Raw genomic sequence first — 20,117 nt, 5'->3', positions numbered from 1 at the left:
CTATTTTTTTATTTGATAAATAAATCCTGTCTACTCTCTAGAGAGGGACGGACCTTCCCAAATATGAAACTTTTCACAGTTCGGTTTCGTATCTATAGTAAAGCTGATAGGAGGCATCCCTTTATGAACCATTACAAAAATAAGCGTTACTGGATCCTCATGCCACCATTTCTTCTAACAACATTGGGACTCTTCTTCATCCTTCCTGAGGATAAATGGGGATATCCTTTTTTGGTCGTGATTGCGTTTTGGATTACGTATTATGCTTGGAATTACTATACTTTGAAGAAGAGCGAGGATACCGATGAATCTATTAAGAAAAGGGTTAATTAGAGGTCTCATCCCGTTTGTTTTTTTCTCCATAATTGTGCTGCTATGGACTCAATTCGAAGGCTCGCCAGCCATTTCGAAGCAGTTATTCCTTTACGGTCTGATCGCTTTTTTCCTCGGGGTGGCAAGCGTCATCTATGAAGTGGGACGATGGAGTTTCATCCAACAGATTGTGGTTCATTATCTGGTAATGCTGGTGACGGTTTTCCCCACGTTACTCCTGAGCGGTGCGTACCCGGTGGATTCTATTAGGGATGTAGCGAGTGTATTTTTCCTTTTTAATAAAATGGGGCTGATCCTATTTTTGAGTACCTATTTTCTTTTTAAATGGAGGAATCGGGCGTATTTGAGGGAACAGGGTGAATAAGATTGGTGGCTCTCTTGTAGAAGAGGGCTGTTTTTTTGATATAGAGATCGTGGATGAAGGAAACCCTAAGTATAAATCGCGACTCTAAGGAAAAAACTAGAAAAATGTCTTATTCGAAAGGTTACCCATGCAAAATTACTCTAACGACAACACCGCCAGATGGTACCGGGCTCATGTAAGTCTTCTGGGTACCACTCAAATCCATCTTAGAAATCCCTATATCATTGCCTGGTGGAGTGCTGCCTTTCCTGGCTTCGGCCACCTGCTCTTATCGAAATACCTTAGGGGCTTTGTCCTGGTCATTTGGGAGGTTCTTGTCAATATCCAATCGAATGTGAACCTGGCGATGATTTACTCTTTTCAGGGAGAAATTGAAAAAGCGAAAGATATTCTGGATACACAGTGGTTATTGATTTATATACCTGTGTATATCTTCAGTATTTGGGATAGTTACCGGACGACGGTAGACTTGAACAATGTGTGTATTATGGCTGAACGGGAAGAGCATCGCTTCAACACCTTTAGTATCGGGGCGCTGGAGATCAATTACCTGGATAAGCGAAATCCGATTATGGCCGTCATTTGGTCCACGTTTATTCCTGGATTGGGTCAACTTTATATTCACAGGATCGTGACGGCATTCTTTGTCATTGTGTGGACGGTTGTCTTCTTTTATTATTCTCACGCTCTTGAAGCGATTTCCCTATTATTTATTGGGGAGATCCAGGAGGCAACAACCCGACTGGATCCTGAATGGCTGCTGTTTTTCCCATCGTTGTACGGCTTTTCTGTGTTTGACTCGTATATTAATACCGTTGAAAACAATAAATTGTACGATAAGGTGCAGCGGAAGTTTTTTCTGGAGAAATTTCAATCTCCTTCTTTCAACATATTAAAGGGGCAGAAGGTGAAATAGACAATGCAACTCTTCTCTACATTTGAACATTCCGTTCATATCGAGATGGCCGTGGCAACGTTGGAGAAAAAAGGAATCCCAAATGAGAAAATCTTTATCGTTCCCTTGGATAACAGGAAGGAAGAACGTAAAGTGTTTGACACGATGGCGCGTTCGGATGGCACATCCCTTATTGATATCGGTGCAGCCCTCTCCACTGCTTTTGCGGTGATTGGGGCAAGCGTGGGATTTGAACTGGCGTGGGGGCCCATCTATTGGGGATTGATTGGTGCTGCTACCGGGTTTCTAGTAGGGTTTGCCATCCGTCTTTTCACGGAAATCGTATTGAAAAAGAAAAGAAGATTAATGAAAGGCTTTCATTCGGAAATCATTATGATCGTCGATTGCGAAGAAGATGAAGGGGAAATGGTGGAGAATATATTGTTCCGCCACTATGCGATGGGTGTGGCGAAAGTGAAGCAGGTGGGCGGTTCTTCTGCTTCCAACTGAGTTGTAGAACCCCGATGATGTTCATCCGGAAAATAACAAAGGGAACGTCCCAATAAGGAGGTTCCCTTACACTTTCAAGAAGAGATCATACTCGAAAATGTCATATACGACATAACCAACCAGCAGATGGAGAACAAAATGCCAACCAAACTGAAAATAATCCCCAGAATGGCCAGATGCTTCCCCTCCTGGCCATTTTGTTTGACTTCACGCCGTCCGATCATCCCCAGTACGACGCCAACCAGACCGAGAATCGCTCCTATAATAGGAAAGATCACCATCACAATGGATAGGACTCCCAATAAGATAGACACCACGGCTTTTCCATTCAAACCTTTCCTCCCTAGCTCATGATCCATTCCTCACTCCTCCTTATGAAAAAGTATATGAATCCACCATGGTAAAAGGTGAGGGACGGACCTCCGCACTCATTCACATTTTTTCGAAACCATCCCTTTGACTAACTTCCACAAAAGGAATAGACTAAGATAGTTCCATTATGAACAGTTCATTATATTAACCATTAGAAGTGAGGGCATATCCATGGAAAATCAGCAGATCACTCCTGCACTGCAATTATTGCGTTCATTTTCACGGGTGAATAAGACGATGATGCGGTTCGTCCAGAAAACAGCCGCAGACAACGGCTTATCGGTCCCGCAATATACGATTTTAGTGACGATTGCCACTGAGAAAGAGATGACCCAAAAGACAGTCGGAGAGAAAACATTCCTGCCCAAAAGCACGTTGAGTCAAGCCGTCGAAGGGCTGGTTCATGCAGGATTCCTCCACCGGCAGCAGGTGGAAGACAATCGCCGGGAAATGCTTCTTTCCCTCAGCAGTCAAGGGGAAACGATGTTAAAAGGAATCCACAAACAGGAAGGCAGTATTCATCAGCTTACGGCCGGGGCGGGCGCGACTCTCTCTGAAGAAGAGTTCGCCGGACTTCTGCAGGCGCATGAAAGGATCGCCGACTATTTTGATCAAAAAGGGAAAGAGGAGGATGCCACATGATTAAACTTCTGAAACACTTATCCTCGTATAAATGGATGATCGTGGGGATTTTCGTGTTGATCTTCATTCAATCCATGTCGACCCTATACTTACCGACCCTCATGTCTGACATCATCGACAAAGGGGTCGTCGTCGGGGACATCCCGTATATATGGAAGATCGGCGGATTCATGCTCATCGTTTCCGCTCTCGGTGCGGTGGCTTCCATCGTTGCGAGCTATTATTCCTCTAAAGCAGCTGTCGGATTGGGGCGCGATGTCCGCCGGAAGCTTTTCTATCATATTGAAAAGTTTTCGCTCCAGGAATTTGATGAAGTGGGGACGGCATCCCTGATCACAAGAACGACGAATGATATCACCCAGGTACAGCAGGTCGTGATCATGCTGCTCCGGATGATCATCAGTGCGCCGATCATGCTGGTCGGCGGGATTATCATGGCGGTGTTGATGGACGCAAAGCTATCCCTGGTCATCATTCTGACGATGCCGGTATTGGTCGGGTCGATCCTGTTGATTTTGTATAAAGGGATTCCATTATTTCAAACCGTCCAGAAAAAACTGGATCAATTGAATCTCGTGCTCCGTGAGAACTTGACCGGTATCCGGGTCATCCGTGCCTTCAACCGTGAACCGGAAGAGAAGGAGCGCCTGAAACGCACGAATCATGAACTGACCGATGTGTCGATCAAGGTGAATAAAATCATGGCCTTCATGATGCCTGTGATGATGCTCGTCATGAATATGACCGTCGTCGCCGTCATCTGGTTCGGGGGTATCCGGATCGATAACGGCGGGATGCAGATTGGGGATTTAATGGCGTTCATTCAATACGTCATGCAAATCATGTTCGCGTTGGTCATGGCGTCGATGATGTTTGTCATGGTGCCACGTGCCGATGTGTCGGCGAAGCGGATCAACAAAGTACTAGAAATGAAGCCTTCTTTTGAAGATAAAGGAACGAAAGCAGCAGACGTTCAACAGGGGACGCTGGAATTTGATTCGGTCACGTTCCATTACCCCGGTGCTGAAGAGCCTGCCCTGTCTGGCATCAGTTTCACCGCACATCCCGGTGAAACGACGGCCATCATTGGCGGGACCGGTTCAGGGAAAACGACCCTCATCAACCTGATCCCCCGATTTTATGAGATCGCGAGCGGGTCAATCAAGGTCAATGGTGTAGACATTAGGGAAGCTTCCCAGGAAGAAATCCGGTCAAAGCTCGGACTTGTGCCGCAGAAGGCGACTCTTTTTACCGGAACGATTGCGGAGAATATCCGCTTCGGGAAAGAAGATGCGAGTGATGAAGAAGTGGCGGAAGCAGCCCGGATCGCCCAGGCGGAAGAATTCGTCAGCCGGATGGACGGGGGATTCCAGGCAGAAATCGAGCAGGGCGGATCCAATCTCTCCGGAGGTCAGAAACAGCGCTTGTCGATTGCAAGAGCCCTGGTCCGGAAACCGGATATCTATCTGTTCGACGACAGTTTCTCAGCCCTCGATTACAAAACCGATGCCAGGCTCCGTGCCGCATTGAAACGGGAAACCGTTGATGCAACGGTGCTCATCGTCGCACAGCGGGTCAGCACGGTGATCGATGCCGACCGCATCATCGTGTTGGATAAAGGCGAAGTGGCCGGGATCGGGACTCATCGGGAGCTCCTTGACACCAATGAAGTGTACCAGGAAATCGTCGCATCACAGCTTTCAGAGGAGGAATCGGCATGAGTAAGGAACGTAAACCTCAAAGAGGCGGAGGTCACGGAGGAGGATTCGGTCCGGGCGGCGGCAACATGATGATGATGGGGCAGAAGCCGAAGAATTTCAAGAGCACCTTGAAACGTCTCCTCGGTTATCTGAAACCCCGCCGCGGGCAATTGATCGCCGTTCTATTCGCAGCCATCTTAAGTACCGTCTTTGCCATCATCGGCCCGAAAATCATGGGGAACGCCATCACGGAATTATTCGAAGGCGCCTATGCAAAATTTAAAGGAGTACCCGGTGCCGGGATCGATTTTGAAAAAATCGGTGAGATCCTGTTGTTGCTAGCGGGACTCTATGTATTCAGCTCTGTGTTTAATTTTATCCAGCAATATATCATGTCGAGCGTCGCCCAGCTGACGGCGTATGACTTGAGGGAAGATGTGAATCAAAAGATCGAGAAGCTTCCATTGAAGTATTACGACGGACGTGCGAATGGGGAGACCCTGAGCCGGATGACGAATGACATCGATACGATCAGCAGTACGTTGCAACAAAGTCTCACCCAGTTCATCACGTCCATCGTCACGATTGTCGGAATCATCATCATGATGCTTTCGATCAGTCCACTGCTGACGTTGATTTCCGTTGTGAGCTTGCCGGTTTCCGTGTTTGCGATCCGTCCAATACTGAAGCGGTCCCAGAAGCATTTTGCCGATCAGCAGCGGACGCTTGGACAGTTGAATGGCCATATTGAAGAAATGTTCACCGGACACCAGGTCGTGAAAGCATTCGGTCATGAAAAAAAGGCCGGTGTCCAGTTCGATTCGGTGAACGATGAATTGTATGAAGCGGGAAACAAAGCCCAGTTCATCTCCGGGATCATCATGCCGATCATGATGTTCATCGGAAACATCAGCTATGTGCTGATCAGCGTCGTCGGGGGGATCCTCGTCACGAACCGGGCGATTTCCATCGGGGACATCCAGGCGTTCATCACGTACACACGTCAGTTTACCCAGCCGATCACTCAGACGGCGAATATCGCGAACATCATTCAGTCAACGGTGGCAGCGGCTGAACGGGTATTCGAGTTGTTGGATGAGGAAGAAGAAGTGAAGGAAGAGACCGTGGCGCACCTATCCCGTCCGGAAGGCGAGGTTGTGTTTGAACATGTGGACTTCGGTTATGGTGAAAATCTGTTAATCCACGATATGAACATTAACGTAAAGCCCGGTCAGACGGTTGCGATTGTTGGACCGACGGGTGCGGGGAAAACGACTTTGATCAATCTATTGATGAGATTCTATGAATTGAATGCTGGGAAAATCAGGATCGACGGCATCGATACGAGGTCCGTCCCTCGAAGTGAACTGAGAAGGAGCTTCGGGATGGTGCTGCAGGATACGTGGCTGTTTAAGGGGACGATCCGGGAAAATATTGCGTACGGGAAGACGGGTGCGACGGAAGGGGAAATCATGCAGGCGTCCGAGATGGCCCATGCGGATCATTTTATCCGTACGCTGCCTGACGGCTATGACACTGTCCTGAATGAGGAAGCATCGAATATCTCACAAGGGCAGAAGCAGCTTATCACCATCGCACGGGCGATCCTCGCCGATCCTCCGATCATGATCCTGGATGAAGCGACGTCGAGCGTCGATACCCGGACCGAGCTATTGATCCAGCGGGCCATGAACCGCTTGATGGAAGACAGAACGAGCTTTGTCATCGCCCACCGACTGTCGACGATCAAGGATGCGGATTTGATTCTCGTCATGGATCAGGGTTCTGTGATTGAACAGGGGACGCATGCAGAACTTCTCCGGGAGAACGGCTTTTATGCGGATCTGTATAATAGCCAGTTTGGTGAGGTGGCTGGATAGGGAAGCGTGGGGACGGTTCTCCTGCTTCCAAAAGTAAGATTTGTCCATGCGCATTCCTCGAATTCTATCACCTGTCGCTCCATCATTTAAGTGGTAAGATAGAAAGTGAGATTTAGTCTAGTATTTCCGGAATTTACATTCAAGAAAGGGTCAGACAAAATGAATCAAGAAACAAAACAAAAATCCGTTGTCTTTGCTCTATTAATCGCCACATTCCTCACGGCCATCGAAGGAACGATCGTCAGTACAGCCATGCCGAAAATTGTTGAGGACCTGGGCGGAAGTGAGCTGTACACATGGGTCATTTCCGTCTACCTCCTGGCGATTGTCATCAGTACACCCGTCTTCGGGAAACTGGCTGATTTATTTGGAAGAAAGATTATGTTTACGATCGGTGTCAGTATTTTTCTAGCCGGTTCCATGCTCTCGGGATTATCACAATCGATGGAACAGCTCGTTCTGTTCCGCTTGATCCAGGGGATTGGAGCAGGGGCACTCACGACCTTGCCCTTTACCATCATCGGCGATGTGTTCACATTTGAAATGCGGGCCAAGATGCAGGGGTGGATGAGCAGTGTCTGGGGAATAGCCGGCATAGCGGGTCCCCTTGCAGGCGGGTTCATTGTCGATACGGTTTCATGGCATTGGATCTTTTATATGAATCTACCATTCGGGATTGTCTCTCTTTTCTTATTGTGGACGTCGTTAAAGGAAAACATAGAAAAGAAGAAACGAAAAATAGACTACAGTGGCATTTTCACTTTTGCTGTCAGTATCACGGCTTTTCTTTATGCGTTGACACTCCTGAAGGAACAAAACCATGTGACGGGTGGGATACTCATCTTACTGATCGTGGCCGCCATTGGAATCAGCCTGTTTATCTGGATCGAATCTAAGGTGGAAGAGCCGATGCTCCCACTCTCTCTTTTTAAAAATCGCTTTATCACCATTTCAACGATTGCTGGCTTTCTGCTGGGCTTCATCCTCGTTGCGATTACGTTCTATATCCCTTTATGGGTCCAGGGCGTCACCGGTTTGAATGCGACCCTGTCCGGTGTGACGATGCTGCCGATGTCGATTACCTGGCCACTCGCTGCGGTGCTGTCAGGAAAGCTGATGGCGAAAACCTCCATTGGACGAATCACCGTGATGGGGATTTCCGTCATTACAGCGGGATGTCTTGGATTGGTTTTATTTAACGAGAATACAATTGTTCCGTTGATGATGATTGTCACGGCCATGATCGGCTTTGGCTTCGGTTTGTCCCTGACCGCCTTCACGGTCGCTGTCCAATCTTCTGTTGAATGGAAGGTCCGGGGTGCCGCAATGGGGACGTTCAATCTGATGCGAAACCTTGGCCAGTCCATCGGGATCGCTGTTTCCGGCTTATGGCTGAGCGATCAATTAAGCGGCCACGTGTTGGAACAAAGCTTACACACCGTCTTTATGATCCTCGTCGTACTAGGCATTTGTGCCATCGTAACGGCAGGAGTGCTCCTCGGTGAGAAGGGGAAAGAGCTCTCTTTGAATTAGAGGGACGCCTTTGTAAGATTATATAAGAAGGAAAATCATATCAGGCGCCTGATCCCCACTAATGGATCAGGCGCCTTTTTTATGCCCACATAAAAAGAGCACGCTTGGTGATTGAGACAGGCGAACCAATCGCCCATCTTAAGGTACTTAAATCAGTACAATCTGATCTTACAGCAAGCATTGAATCTACCCATACGCACATAAAAATGGTATATATCCATCAGGATAAGACCATGATGGTACTACTACTTCATGGGAGGGACTACATATGTTTTTTAGAAAAAAACAAAGAAGTCCCGGGGAAACCGAAGGCGAATCAGATCCAAAGCCGGACCTCCCCATTTCAAGCACAGGTGAGTCCTTTACTAAAGAAATAAAAGATGTACTTCATGAAAGTGCTGATCTCGTCATGATGAGCCCAAGGCCAGGCGTGACCTTCCTTTATTTCGATATGCTGATTGACAAAACGATGTTAAACCGAGACATCATGAGTCAGCTGGGCGGAGAGGAGCTTACACCGAACGGGTTGAAAGAGAGGCTGAATGTCGGGAATATAGAGGTTTATACCGGGGTGAATCCGTCTGTCAGCAGTCTTCTCAGCGGAGCGGTGTTGATCCATCTTGAAGGGTATTCAAGTGTATTGGCCGTAAATATCCGTTCCGGGGACAGCCGGTCCTTGTCCAAGCCTGAAAATGAATCCATCGTCATTGGACCACAGTTGGGATTCAATGAAAGTTTAGCCACAAATATTTCACTCATCCGGAGATATCTTGTGAACCCCAACTTGTGTAATAAGTCCATTACATTAGGCAAGCAGACCAAAACGGCCATTTCCTTGTTATACATAGAAGGGGTTGCATCGGAACAGATGGTGCAGACCGTAAAGGAGCGTATATCCACTATTACGATTGATGGGGTATTGGATAGTTCCCTATTGATGCAATTGATCGAGGATAACGGTTTGAGTATTTTTCCTCAGTTTATTTTGACCGAGCGTCCGGATCGCGCCTGTTCCTGGCTCTTGAACGGAAAGGTCGTCATTCTGGTGGATGGGAGTTCGTTGGTGATCGGGTGTCCTCAATCCTTTGTGGAGTTCTTTCAAAGTATGGAGGATCAGAATGTGAAGTGGCAGGTGGCTTCTTTTTTTAGAATTTTACGGTTTATTGCCATGCTGCTGTCAGTCTTTTTTACAGCCATCTATGTCGCATCTTTGACATTTCATTATGAGATCATCCCCCAGCCTCTCCTGATTCCTTTAAGTGAATCACGTTCCAGGGTTCCTTTTCCACCGATCATCGAAGCATTGTTACTCGAATTCATCATTGAATTACTGAGGGAAGCAGGAGCAAGGCTGCCGACGAAAGTGGGCCAGACCATGGGTATCGTAGGAGGTATCGTCATCGGGACGGCTGCTGTACAGGCGGGGTTTACGAGTAACATCCTGATTATCATCGTCGCTCTTGGGGCTTTGGCCTCTTTCACCACACCAAGCTTCATGATGGGAAATGTGATTCGCATTCTTCGGTTCCCGATCATTATTTTGGCAGGTTTCTGGGGGTTTTATGGAACGATGTTTGCTTTTTGCTTCTTACTGATTCATCTCTTGAGGCAAACCAGCCTGGGGAGCCCATTTCTTGCCCCTTTTTATCCGATTCGGATCAGGGACTGGGCGGATAGTATCTTCAGGCTGCCACTTAAATACACGTCGAAACGTCCTTATCAAGCCAGACCATTGGACTCCGAAAAATACGATGGAGACGAATGAGTCCTGTTAAGGAGAAGGGAGGGGGCTATGAAGATTCACGTTCATCCACAACCACAATCACTCCTCAATGCTTTCATGGTCATGTTCATTATTCATTCTGTCCAAATAGGTGTTGGGGTGCAGGGGTTTCAACGGATCATTTATGGTGACGCAGGACACGATGCCTGGATATCCGTCGCTCTTTCCGGGGTTGTGACTTGTTTCGTCGGCTTTATCATGGTGAAAACCCTGAACTATTATGAGAGCTCGGATCTATATGGCATACAGCAGGATGTGTACGGAAAATGGCTGGGCACTTGTATGAACGCCCTTTACATCTTTTATTGCATGGGCTCTTTCCTGGTCGTCATACGGAACTATATCGAAGTACTGCAAGCCTGGGTGTTTCCGGAAGTCCCTACCTGGTTCCTTAGTTTGACTCTCATGATGCTTGTGCTATATGGGGTACTGGGAGGCTTTCGCATCATTGCAGGCGTTTCGTTCTTCAGTGTGTTCCTTGCATTTTGGCTTTTGATCTTATTGGCGTATCCGATTCAATTCAGTCATTGGTCCAATCTGCTTCCAATCTTGGAGTCCAATGCGACTGAAATCCTAAAAGGGACTTATTCCATGACCTTTACCGTCATCGGATTCGAACTCATCTATTTTTTTTATCCTTTTATTAAAGAGAAAAATAAGGTTCAAACCTATATGCAAATTGGATTGCTTTATACTTCTCTTCTATATGTGGCTATCATGATCGTCGCATTAAGCTATTTCAGCGGCGGTCAACTGGAACGGACCATTTGGGGAACTCTCTCCCTGTTTAAGATCGTCCGGTTGCCTTTCATTGAACGATTTGAATATGTAGCGATCACGTTCTGGATGCTCATGATCCTTCCGAACCTCATGATGTACCTGTGGTCGGCTTCCCGGGGGTTTACCCGCATGTTCGGGGAAAAAAGGAGAAAAGTCTTCACATGGGGATTATCCTTTATCTTATTTGGGTGCATCCAACTATTTGTGACCAGGAAGCAAATCAATTCATTGAACAATGTTTTTGCCCAGATGGCCTTCTTTGTTGTTTATGGCTATCCCTTATTCCTGTTTCTTATCGTATGGCTGAAGAAAAAAGTCTTTCGGAAAGGAGTGAAATCATGAAAAGGATCCTCAACATGACTCTCTCTCTCATCTTCCTTCTCATCCTCACTTCATGTGCAGAAAGCAGTACGCTTGAGAAAATCGGGATGATCACAACGGTGGGATATGATAAGGGAGAAGACGAAGAAATCAATACGACGACACTGATTCTTGAGACGGACCCACAGTCCATGGATAGTACAAACGTTATATCAAGTCGATCGTTAACCAGTAAAGGAGCAAGAATCGAAAGCAATCTGAAATCTCCCAAAAAGCTTGAGTCAGGCCAGCTGCGCGTGGCGCTGTTCGGAGAGGATTTAGCGAAAGACGGTCTATTCAACCTGGCGGATACGCTGTCACGGGATCATTCCATCAGTGATTTAACGTTCCTCGCTATAGTGGAAGGGAATGCAGGCGATCTCATAAAGCACAAGTATCCCCAGTTTTCTGATGCCGGGCAATATGTGTACAAGGAAATAGAGCAAAATATAAAAGGAGAGGTCATATCTTCCCCGACTCTCCACGAAACAGTGCACGACTATTACTCCGTGGGAGTTGATCCTCTGTTACCACTATTGAAATTAGAGGATGACATGATTAATATTACGGGCATGGCCTTACTCAATGGAGATAAAATGGTGGGGAGAATTTCCCCGAGTGATAGCTTTTATGTAAAGTTAGTGAGTGACCGGTTCAAGGCAGGGAATTTCGAAATCACCTTCAAGAATGGAGAGGAAGATGTTCTCTTTCCTTCCCTTCCTCCATCTGCTGATATCGCGGTAGCCCTGGATACAATCAAAAGCAAAAGCACTATTGAACTTATTGATCCGGACTCCATGACATTTAACCTCAATATCCATATCAATGCCCGTTTACAGGAAATCAATCGGGACATCAACTTAAGCAAAAATAAAAATCTGGAATTAATTGAAAAAAAGATCAGTAAAAAAATCACAAAAGAAATCGAGCAGCTCATCCAGTATTCTCAGTCCAAACAATCGGATGTATTTGGATTTGGTGAAGAATACCGAACAAAGGAAGGCCATTCCAAACTTACGGATGAGGAGTGGCATGACAGGTTTAAGGATATTAATGTAAAAGTAAACACAAAATTTGTCATCATAAGAACCGGTGTGGTGGAGTAGAAAGGCATAGGTTCCAGTCCTCTTTCTCCTCCTTCTTTATGAATTTTCCTTTTTGTAGCAGGATTTTTTTTCGTGGACACGAATAAAGAAATAGTAGGTCAAAAAGGAGAGTGTTATGATGAGTTACAAATTCTTGGATATGGAAATCGTAACGGATTTCCTTAGGGAGAATAGAGAGGATTTTCAGCAGAAGCTATTATCTGAAGCCGTTAATGTTAGTGGGAAGATCAATGATATTCTTGAAAAAGGAAACATTGATCTGTTAAAGAATGCCGAACTGGTCGCTCACTACATCGTTGAAAACAAAGAAGAAGGGCTGATTGAATTTGCAAAAATAGAGGGGATTGCCTGGGCACAACATGATCTTACCCTGGCATTCAAGCTCGAATGGGTCCATGCCATTAGGAGAACCTTATGGTACTTCCTTTATCAATTTGACGAGGAACAAGGGGATGGGGAAGCTTCCCGGGAAAAATTTTTCCTATTGGAAAAAAGAATTAATGACAACGTGGATCAATTCCTGAATAATTTCTTTATCAGTTACTCGGATTACAAAGATGAGCAGCTGTGGTCGCACAAAAAATTGGTGGAAAATCTTTCGGTACCGATCATCCCGGTCAATAGCACCATTGCGGTTTTGCCGTTGATCGGAATGATCGATTCTTACCGCGTCAATGCATTGGAAGAAAAGGTGTTGATGGAAATCAGTTCGATAAAGATTCAAACCCTGATTATCGACTTATCAGGTACGGCGGAGATGGAAATGGATGTCCTTTTTCAATTTGAGAAAATCCTTAACGGAATCAATATGATGGGTTGCAAAGCGATCCTCACAGGGCTGCGCGTAGAACTTGTCAGAAACATAGTTAATTCAGGAATCGCATTCGACAGTCTAGTAGAAATAAAGGGTACACTACAACAAACGCTGAAAGAACATTTGTAAAAACAGAGAAAAGCAGAGGGACGGTTCTTAAAGGGGTCAATCGGAAGTTTTGCGCGCAAAAAGATCCAACTAGGGTAATAATCTAGTTGGATCTTTTCACTTTATATTTGTAATAAGAACGCACGCAAAATTTTTGATTGCCAGGAAGAAGGAAGTCGCGGTCCCCAGCTATGGAATTTCAATCGGCTGATCGGTAACGAAATCTTCCTGTTTTTTGATGTTTTTCCGGGGAAAGAGTAAACTAAATCCCTTCCGGGACTGTGAAGAGTATAGGTTCCCCCTCCCCACTTAAGAGGCTTTTCAAAGAAGATATTCGGTTGTTTACAATCATGGTATAGCCTCTGTTAAATGTGCTTTTTTACAGGAAGGACAGAGGGAAACATCCTTTTTGATAAGAATAGAAAGAATTTCAATCTTGCTTAATCCTTCAAATAATGGTTTATACGTAGGGCTCTTCGTTAGCTTTCGACAGAGTTTCAGCTTGGTCTTTTTATTCCGGTTAGCCAAGAGGCCATAGTGTCTAATCTTCACAAATCCCTTCGGTAGAATATGCATGAGAAAGCGACGGAGAAATTCTACACCCTTCAGGGTTACGGTCTTTTTTTGATTGTTACGTTTATAATCCTTCACTTGAATCGTGACCGATTGATCGTTGGCTGAGACAATACGATTATTAGAAATGGCAATTCGATGAGTGTAACGACCAAGGTACTCCATGACGGCGATAGGTCCTGAGAAGGTCCTTTTCATATAGCTATACCAATCTTTTTGGTAACACTCATCGATCAATGCTTGAAAAGACTTCGCATCTTGATACTTCTTGGACTCGTTAAAGAATCTCAATTGTTTCTGTTGATAGTATTGTTTCAGGTAATAGAGATACTTTCCCCGAAACTTTTTAGACAGTACCTTCACTGGAATAAAGAATTTCTCACTTGAACGGCGCCACTGATTTCGATCATTTAGTCCACCGGCCAATACAACGGTATGGATGTGAGGGTGATAATGAAGGTTTTGCCCCCAGGTGTGTAAAACAGAGAAAAACCCAATCTGTGCTCCCAAGTACTTTTTATCACCTGCCAGTTCGGTTAGCGTTTCGGCGACAGCTTTGTACATTAAATCATAAAGGAGTTTCTGATTATGGTAGATCAACATATGTAGCTGTTCCGGCATCGTAAACACGACATGAAAATAAGGGGCATCGAGAATATCTTTTTTTCGTTGATCGACCCAAATATCCTTATTTACTCCCTGGCATAGGGTACAATGCCGATTTCGGCAGGAATTATACCGTACTAAGGAATGACTACAGGACTCACATTCGTAAGAATGTCCACCCATGGCGGCGGTCCGGCAGTTCATCATGTTTGTGGCTGCCTTTGCTTGTTCCATAGAGAGTTTATATGTTTCTTTGTAAGTCGGATAGAAGGTATGAAACAGTTCTTGAACCGTACTCATCGTTGGTCTTTTCCCAGATTATCTAAAGGACTTTTAACGCCCATCAAACTTTTTGAGGTCATGTGTAAATAAGCAAGTGTCGTATTAAGGTTTTTATGACCAAGCATCTGTTGAATGTATACAGGGTCAACCCCATCTTCCAAAGAATGAGTCGAAAAACAGTGTCTTAACGTATGAGACGAAATAGTAGTGTCCAACTCTATCTTATCCCGCTGTTTAATGATGGTGTTTTTAATTGTTTTAATATGAATGTGTCCCGAGGAATTTTTACTACTAGGGAATAACCAATCGTCCGGTTTGAAGGGTCTCCCTTTGAAAGAAGCTTTGAAATACTCTCGAAGCACGATAAGTGCTGATTCTGATAGGATGGTATATCGGTTCGTATTATGCTTGGCATCGTCAACCCGGATACTCATGGATTTACTACATATATCCTTGATCTTCAGTTGGGCGACTTCGCTTACGCGAAGCCCACTACTATAGATTAAATAGAAAATGGCCTTATGCTTAATGTTTCGACAGGAGTTGATAAGTCTAAGGACATCTTCCCTAGGTGGAACGACAGGGAACTTTTTGATTCTTTTCATCCTGGGAAGTTTGTTTGGGTTCCATTCCTTTTCTAACACGTAAGTGTAGAAGAATTTAATCGAAGAAATGTAGTTGTTAATCGTCCCCGGGGTGAGTCCTTTCACTTGTTTCAGAAAAAGGATGTATTGTTGAATATCCTCTTCTGTTGTGTCAGAGATTTTTTTATTTTGCTTTTCCATAAACGAAACAAACGCCTTCATTCTCCGCCTATAGGACTCCCTCGAGGATTCCGGTGTTCCTTTAAGTTCGAAGTAAAGTTCAATTTTCTGCTGATAATCCACGTAAATAGCCTCCTAGAATAATAGATAAATGGACATTCATCTACTCTATGGAGGTGGGCGATTTCTGGTAATAAGAATAAGGGTATACAAATATGAGGAATTCGATGATATAATAGGCATATGAAAAAGTATTTTCTTTCTAAGGATTGTTTGGTTTGGCGATTAAACAATACCACAAAAGAACATACTTTTTCATTTTTTTTGCCTTTTTTTAGTTGGAAGGAATCTTTTAAGCCATCGCGATAGCGATTTCGTTCTTCTCGTGCTTCCGAAATGGAAGCACCGGAACCGTCCCTCTGCTTCTTGTCGAACATCCACGTCATAGAGAGGATTTCCCGGGAAAGTGTCGAAGAATAAAAGTAGATATTTTATCCTAAAGGAGACCCAATATGGTAGAGACGGTCCATCATTTAATTTTACATGTGGTATTTATTCTGTTTACGATTCTATTATTTCAAATGTTTATGAGTGAGTCGGATCGCGATACTAAAGGGTTTCCCGTGCCTTTTTTTCTGATGAATCTCATTGTGTTAGCCGTTACGATGGTATTCCCGGAGGTTTACTCCAGCGGATATGTGTACGATTTTAAAGTGATCCCTGTGATTCTTGCCTTTCTCTATGGAGGGAAGCGAGTGGGAATCAGTACATTTGTCGCCATGCTCGTCATCGGCTGGTTCACAAACCATGTCTGGATATTCCTACTTGGGAATTATGCGATTTATAGTGTGCTGCTGATTCTTGTATCTGCTTACTATAGAAAGGTATCCTGGAAGAATAAACTACTACTGATTTCGGGTTTTTATCTGTTCATACCGGTTACAAGGACGATTTATTTAGTGATGAATCATCAAACAGAGCAGCTCCTGTTTATGGCAAGCTCTACTTCCATCATATGGATCACCCTGATTCTATCCATCTATCTGATTGAAAATCGCCTGGAACAGATCAAGGTCAAAAAAGAGCTCATCAAAGCAGAAAAGTTTAACGTGGTCAGCGAATTGGCGGCATCTGTCGCCCATGAAATCCGGAATCCGATGACGACGGTGAGGGGGTTCATGCAGCTTCTGCTTAGAGAAGAGTTAACATTGGAACAGAAAAGCTTCATCGACATATCCATCCAGGAACTCGATCACGCCCAGGACGTCATCAATCAATATCTTTCCCTGGCAAAGCCTCAGACGGAGGAATACGAGGTGTTCAGCTTGACCGAGACCATGAATGAATCCGTTGACGTCATGTCGACATATGCGGTGATGAACAGCATTCAAATCCATCAGAAGATTGAAAACGGTCTGAACATCAAGGGAATGAAGCTGGAGGTGAAACAAGTCCTCCTCAACCTTCTGAAAAATGCCATCGAGGCGGTAAAGGAAAATGGGGAAATCACCGCGGCTGCGAGCCGCCATCCTGACGGGCGAATGTTGATCACGATTCAGGATAATGGAATCGGTATGCCACCGGAACAGCTCAAGGTACTCGGCAGGCCCTATTATTCGACGAAGGAAAAAGGGACGGGACTCGGACTCACGGTCAGTTATCAGATCGTAAAGCGCATGAAGGGTGAGATCAAGGTGGAAAGTAAGCCTGGTGTAGGAACGACATTCAGGGTCTTTTTTCCAGGTACTACATAAGAGGGACGGACCTCTTGCTTCTAAGCAAGGGTCCGTCCCCATCAAGGAGGAACTGTAAATGATCAATTATGATGGACGTACATTCATATCCATTGAAAATACTGCAAACGGTGAGGTATCTTCAAGGACCGTGTTTGAGTATAAGCAAGAAGGGCAGATTCTTTCGGCCACATATAGTGGGGGAGAAATTAAGGAAGGGACCCTGATTGGCATCGTGAAAGACGATGGCAGCTTAGTGTTCAGATATAACCATGTGAACGTGAATCATGAAATCAGGGGAGGTCAATGCACCTCTGTTCCTGAAATACTGGAGGACGGCAGGATCAGGCTGCATGAAAAATGGAGATGGATGGACCGTGATGAAAGCGAAGGGGAATCAGTCGTGGAGGAACTCAAGAACGGTGGGAACAGGTACAGCGATTGAAAGTCTATGCCAGGTTCTTCCACCACGGAAGGGTAGTTACGAAGAGTGTAAAAAGAAGGGAGCATCGACGCTCCCTATCTCAACACGATTATTAATGGATGTCCTTCTTCTTAAATCTTCCCCCGCGGACTTCATTGATATCTGCGACAGCAAGGAAAGCGGAAGGATCCAATTCTTCCACGATCGATTTTAATTTGGCTTCTTCCAGTCGGGTGACGATGCAGAAGATGACTCGTTTGTCGTCTCCGGAGTATCCGCCTTTCCCTTTTAAATAGGTGACACCGCGTCCGAGGCGGGCGAGTATCGCATCACCGATTTCAGCGTCCTTGTCACTGATGATCCAGGCCGATTTCGATTCATCAAAGCCGTCGATGACGATATCGATGGTTTTAAAGGCGATGACATACGCAAGGACAGAGTACATGGCACGATCCCAGCCGAGGACGAAGCCTCCCCATGTGAAGATGAATACGTTAAACAGCATGATGAATTCCCCAACGGAAAAGGGAAATTTCTTATTTAACAGGATGGCGAGGATCTCACTCCCGTCAAGCGCCCCTCCATACCGGATGACCAATCCCACTCCGGCACCGAGCACGATCCCGCCAAACACAGTGGCAAGCAGCATATCCTGTGTGAAGGCCGCCACATGGTGAAGGTAATTCGTCGCAAAAGAAAGAATCGAAATCCCGAGTATCGTGGAAATCGTAAAGGTCTTTCCAATCTGCTTATATCCCAGGAAGAAAAACGGGATGTTCAATAAGAAAATAAAGACACCGAGACTGATGCCGGTCATGTTATAGAGGATAATCGAGATCCCAACGATCCCTCCATCCATAATCATATTCGGAACAAGGAAAACTTCGATTCCAAGGGCCATCATGATGGCACCCAATACGATGAAAAAACCTCTTTTCGCGATTTTCAACCGTGTCAGCTTCGGGTGTTGGAGACCCGATTTGATCTGTTGTTCTATTGTTTCTTCAGTCAAAATATGTTCCTCCTGCCTTTTATTCTTTTAAGTCAAAAATGGCTTTGATATCTTCCCACTTAATGATCATATCCCGGGAAAATTCGGGTATGAATGAAGAGAGGGAATTCCCCGACAGCTCTGCCGTTATAAACATGACGCCAAAAAAGCCAATCAAAAACACAGCACAAAAAAGATAACATGCTAATGATTCCCTAAAATATGTGTTCTTTTTCATAGTATCCTCCAAACGTTTTTTGAAAAACGCCAATTTTAATAAACCCTAATTCTATAGAGTTTTTGAGTGAGTATATGAATGAAAGAGAAACATCGTTTAAGGGAGGTAATTGGATTGAGACATGATGATTTTCTTAAAGCCAATCGCATCAGGAAAAATGTCCATGGCCACATACTCCGTCACATGAGGGGGAGCATACGATTTCAACTTCTCGCTTAAGAAAATTTTACGAGGTACCACACTATCAACATAATGAGGGAGCGAAGAGGGGGGAGAGAGCATGGCATCAATACTTGTCAGATGTGAATCATCCGCTTTTAATACATCCCCATCCATATTGCCGGTGTGATACACGTGTGGCTGCTGGAAACCGATTAAAATCAACAGTAAGAACCATATTGAAGCTTTTTTCATCCTTCCCCACCTCCTCCACATGTATAGGTTCATTATATCATAGGAGGCGTGGGGGCAGGCTGTTTGGCTCCTTGTTTTTGGGGAGGTGAAATTTCCTACTCCGTCATATACTCCTCCACCAACTCGTAACACCGATCCTTCGTGGACTCGTACAAAGAGATATACCATGCCACGTTTTCAAACGTACCGCCTTCATACTTCAGTCTTTCTTTCTCTGCCTTTGCTTCTTTTTCCTCGATCCATTTCACTTGTTCCGCTTTTAACTCTGCCATGACGTCTGGCGACAGCTCTTTTTTCAGAAGGGCATAAATCTCATTCAATACATCGTCATATTTTTCGTACGATACCCCATAATAGTTTTTCATGGCGTTCGTAACGCCTTCATCTGAATACTTCTTATCCGGCATGGCATCGAGTTCTTTTTGGATGTTGTCCAGTTTTTCTATGTATGCCTGTTTTCCTTCCACCTTTGTGACGGGAGGATCCTGTACAGGACTACTTTCTTCAACGGATGTCTCATTTGACTGAGCCTTTTCGTTTTCTTCAGTTGAAGTCGCCTCTTCTGTATGTGAATCACCCGAATCAGTACTTGTTGCAGTCGCTTCGGATTCAGGTTTACCAGAGGCATCCTCATCAGAAGATTGACTACAGGCGGACATTCCGATGAATACCATCGCTGATAAAGTCGTGACGGTCAACCAATTGCTTTTCTTCATTATTACAGCTCCAATCTTTTATGAAAAATTGCTCACTTGGATTATTTTAACATATGTAGATATTTCCTTCTAACTTTCTGTGAGGTGAATAATGGGATGTTATTTGAGTAGAAGTATCTATCTTTAATCGTTACTGGTAAAATAAGGTTTACTAAACTGCTAAACTATGATCGTGCCAAGGGACCTGTCTCCCTGG

Annotated in this window: 21 protein-coding genes; 14 read left to right on the top strand and 7 right to left on the bottom strand. The window is 45.0% G+C overall.

Features of this window, described 5'->3' with window-relative positions; genetic code table 11:
• Positions 1 to 123: 123 nt before the first annotated feature.
• The 4 genes from ATG71_RS22310 to ATG71_RS22295 all read left to right on the top strand — a co-directional run bounded on the left by ATG71_RS22310 (position 124) and on the right by ATG71_RS22295 (position 2,102).
• Positions 124 to 333, top strand: a complete 210-nt coding sequence (locus tag ATG71_RS22310) for a hypothetical protein (protein WP_098441552.1) — start codon at positions 124 to 126, stop codon at positions 331 to 333.
• Positions 305 to 697, top strand: a complete 393-nt coding sequence (locus ATG71_RS22305; protein WP_098441551.1) for a DUF3021 domain-containing protein — start codon at positions 305 to 307, stop codon at positions 695 to 697. The genes ATG71_RS22310 and ATG71_RS22305 overlap by 29 nt, the downstream gene beginning before the upstream one ends.
• Before the next feature lie 127 nt (positions 698 to 824).
• Complete coding sequence (locus ATG71_RS22300; RefSeq protein WP_098441550.1) at positions 825 to 1,613, top strand: hypothetical protein; 789 nt, start codon at positions 825 to 827, stop codon at positions 1,611 to 1,613.
• A 3-nt stretch (positions 1,614 to 1,616) separates the two neighbouring features.
• Positions 1,617 to 2,102 carry a hypothetical protein gene (locus ATG71_RS22295; RefSeq protein WP_098441549.1) on the top strand — a complete coding sequence of 162 codons (486 nt, stop codon included), beginning with the start codon at positions 1,617 to 1,619 and terminating at the stop codon, positions 2,100 to 2,102.
• A 74-nt stretch (positions 2,103 to 2,176) separates the two neighbouring features.
• On the opposite strand, the gene ATG71_RS22290 is transcribed toward ATG71_RS22295, so the two are convergent.
• On the bottom strand, positions 2,177 to 2,461 hold the full coding sequence (locus tag ATG71_RS22290) for a DUF4190 domain-containing protein (RefSeq protein WP_098441548.1): 285 nt from the start codon (positions 2,459 to 2,461) through the stop codon (positions 2,177 to 2,179).
• A 184-nt stretch (positions 2,462 to 2,645) separates the two neighbouring features.
• Between ATG71_RS22290 and ATG71_RS22285 the strand changes: the two genes are divergently transcribed.
• The 8 genes from ATG71_RS22285 to ATG71_RS22250 all read left to right on the top strand — a co-directional run bounded on the left by ATG71_RS22285 (position 2,646) and on the right by ATG71_RS22250 (position 13,201).
• A complete protein-coding gene (locus tag ATG71_RS22285) occupies positions 2,646 to 3,116 on the top strand; it encodes a MarR family winged helix-turn-helix transcriptional regulator (protein WP_286163098.1) in 471 nt (156 codons plus the stop codon).
• Entirely contained in the window at positions 3,113 to 4,837 is a 1,725-nt protein-coding gene (locus tag ATG71_RS22280) for an ABC transporter ATP-binding protein (protein ID WP_098441546.1), read from the top strand. The genes ATG71_RS22285 and ATG71_RS22280 overlap by 4 nt, the downstream gene beginning before the upstream one ends.
• Positions 4,834 to 6,696, top strand: coding sequence for an ABC transporter ATP-binding protein (locus ATG71_RS22275; protein WP_098441545.1), 1,863 nt, complete (start codon positions 4,834 to 4,836; stop codon positions 6,694 to 6,696). Before ATG71_RS22280 ends, ATG71_RS22275 begins: the two co-directional genes overlap by 4 nt.
• Positions 6,697 to 6,855: 159 nt before the next feature.
• A complete protein-coding gene (locus ATG71_RS22270; protein ID WP_098441544.1) occupies positions 6,856 to 8,229 on the top strand; it encodes an MDR family MFS transporter in 1,374 nt (457 codons plus the stop codon).
• 268 nt (positions 8,230 to 8,497) lie between these two features.
• A complete protein-coding gene (locus ATG71_RS22265; RefSeq protein WP_098441543.1) occupies positions 8,498 to 9,994 on the top strand; it encodes a spore germination protein in 1,497 nt (498 codons plus the stop codon).
• 27 nt (positions 9,995 to 10,021) lie between these two features.
• Entirely contained in the window at positions 10,022 to 11,134 is a 1,113-nt protein-coding gene (locus ATG71_RS22260) for a GerAB/ArcD/ProY family transporter (RefSeq protein WP_098441542.1), read from the top strand.
• Positions 11,131 to 12,258 (top strand): Ger(x)C family spore germination protein, encoded by a 1,128-nt coding sequence (locus ATG71_RS22255; protein WP_179886615.1) that lies wholly within the window; start codon positions 11,131 to 11,133, stop codon positions 12,256 to 12,258. Before ATG71_RS22260 ends, ATG71_RS22255 begins: the two co-directional genes overlap by 4 nt.
• A gap of 118 nt (positions 12,259 to 12,376) precedes the next feature.
• Complete coding sequence (locus ATG71_RS22250; RefSeq protein ID WP_098441540.1) at positions 12,377 to 13,201, top strand: STAS domain-containing protein; 825 nt, start codon at positions 12,377 to 12,379, stop codon at positions 13,199 to 13,201.
• 327 nt (positions 13,202 to 13,528) lie between these two features.
• On the opposite strand, the gene ATG71_RS22245 is transcribed toward ATG71_RS22250, so the two are convergent.
• Positions 13,529 to 14,659: an IS91 family transposase gene (locus ATG71_RS22245; RefSeq protein WP_098438931.1), complete on the bottom strand. Its 1,131-nt coding sequence runs from the start codon at positions 14,657 to 14,659 to the stop codon at positions 13,529 to 13,531.
• A complete protein-coding gene (locus ATG71_RS22240; RefSeq protein ID WP_286162935.1) occupies positions 14,656 to 15,528 on the bottom strand; it encodes a tyrosine-type recombinase/integrase in 873 nt (290 codons plus the stop codon). The genes ATG71_RS22245 and ATG71_RS22240 overlap by 4 nt, the downstream gene beginning before the upstream one ends.
• Positions 15,529 to 15,917: 389 nt before the next feature.
• On the opposite strand from ATG71_RS22240, the gene ATG71_RS22235 reads away from it, so the two are divergent.
• Positions 15,918 to 17,159: an ATP-binding protein gene (locus ATG71_RS22235; protein ID WP_098441539.1), complete on the top strand. Its 1,242-nt coding sequence runs from the start codon at positions 15,918 to 15,920 to the stop codon at positions 17,157 to 17,159.
• 58 nt (positions 17,160 to 17,217) lie between these two features.
• On the top strand, positions 17,218 to 17,583 hold the full coding sequence (locus tag ATG71_RS22230) for an avidin-fold protein (RefSeq protein ID WP_179886614.1): 366 nt from the start codon (positions 17,218 to 17,220) through the stop codon (positions 17,581 to 17,583).
• 91 nt (positions 17,584 to 17,674) lie between these two features.
• On the opposite strand, the gene ATG71_RS22225 is transcribed toward ATG71_RS22230, so the two are convergent.
• The 4 genes from ATG71_RS22225 to ATG71_RS22210 all read right to left on the bottom strand — a co-directional run bounded on the left by ATG71_RS22225 (position 17,675) and on the right by ATG71_RS22210 (position 19,921).
• Positions 17,675 to 18,559 (bottom strand): YitT family protein, encoded by an 885-nt coding sequence (locus tag ATG71_RS22225; protein ID WP_098441948.1) that lies wholly within the window; start codon positions 18,557 to 18,559, stop codon positions 17,675 to 17,677.
• Between the two features lie 34 nt (positions 18,560 to 18,593).
• Positions 18,594 to 18,791 (bottom strand): hypothetical protein, encoded by a 198-nt coding sequence (locus ATG71_RS22220; protein WP_098441538.1) that lies wholly within the window; start codon positions 18,789 to 18,791, stop codon positions 18,594 to 18,596.
• 96 nt (positions 18,792 to 18,887) lie between these two features.
• Positions 18,888 to 19,205, bottom strand: coding sequence for a hypothetical protein (locus ATG71_RS22215; RefSeq protein WP_098441537.1), 318 nt, complete (start codon positions 19,203 to 19,205; stop codon positions 18,888 to 18,890).
• A 95-nt stretch (positions 19,206 to 19,300) separates the two neighbouring features.
• Positions 19,301 to 19,921 (bottom strand): lysozyme inhibitor LprI family protein, encoded by a 621-nt coding sequence (locus ATG71_RS22210; RefSeq protein WP_098441536.1) that lies wholly within the window; start codon positions 19,919 to 19,921, stop codon positions 19,301 to 19,303.
• Positions 19,922 to 20,117: the final 196 nt, after the last annotated feature.

The organism is Bacillus sp. es.034, from assembly GCF_002563655.1.
Lineage (GTDB): Bacteria > Bacillota > Bacilli > Bacillales > Bacillaceae_B > Rossellomorea.
Note: the sequence above shows the minus strand (reverse complement) of the source record. Positions and strands in the feature narration are given on the sequence as shown.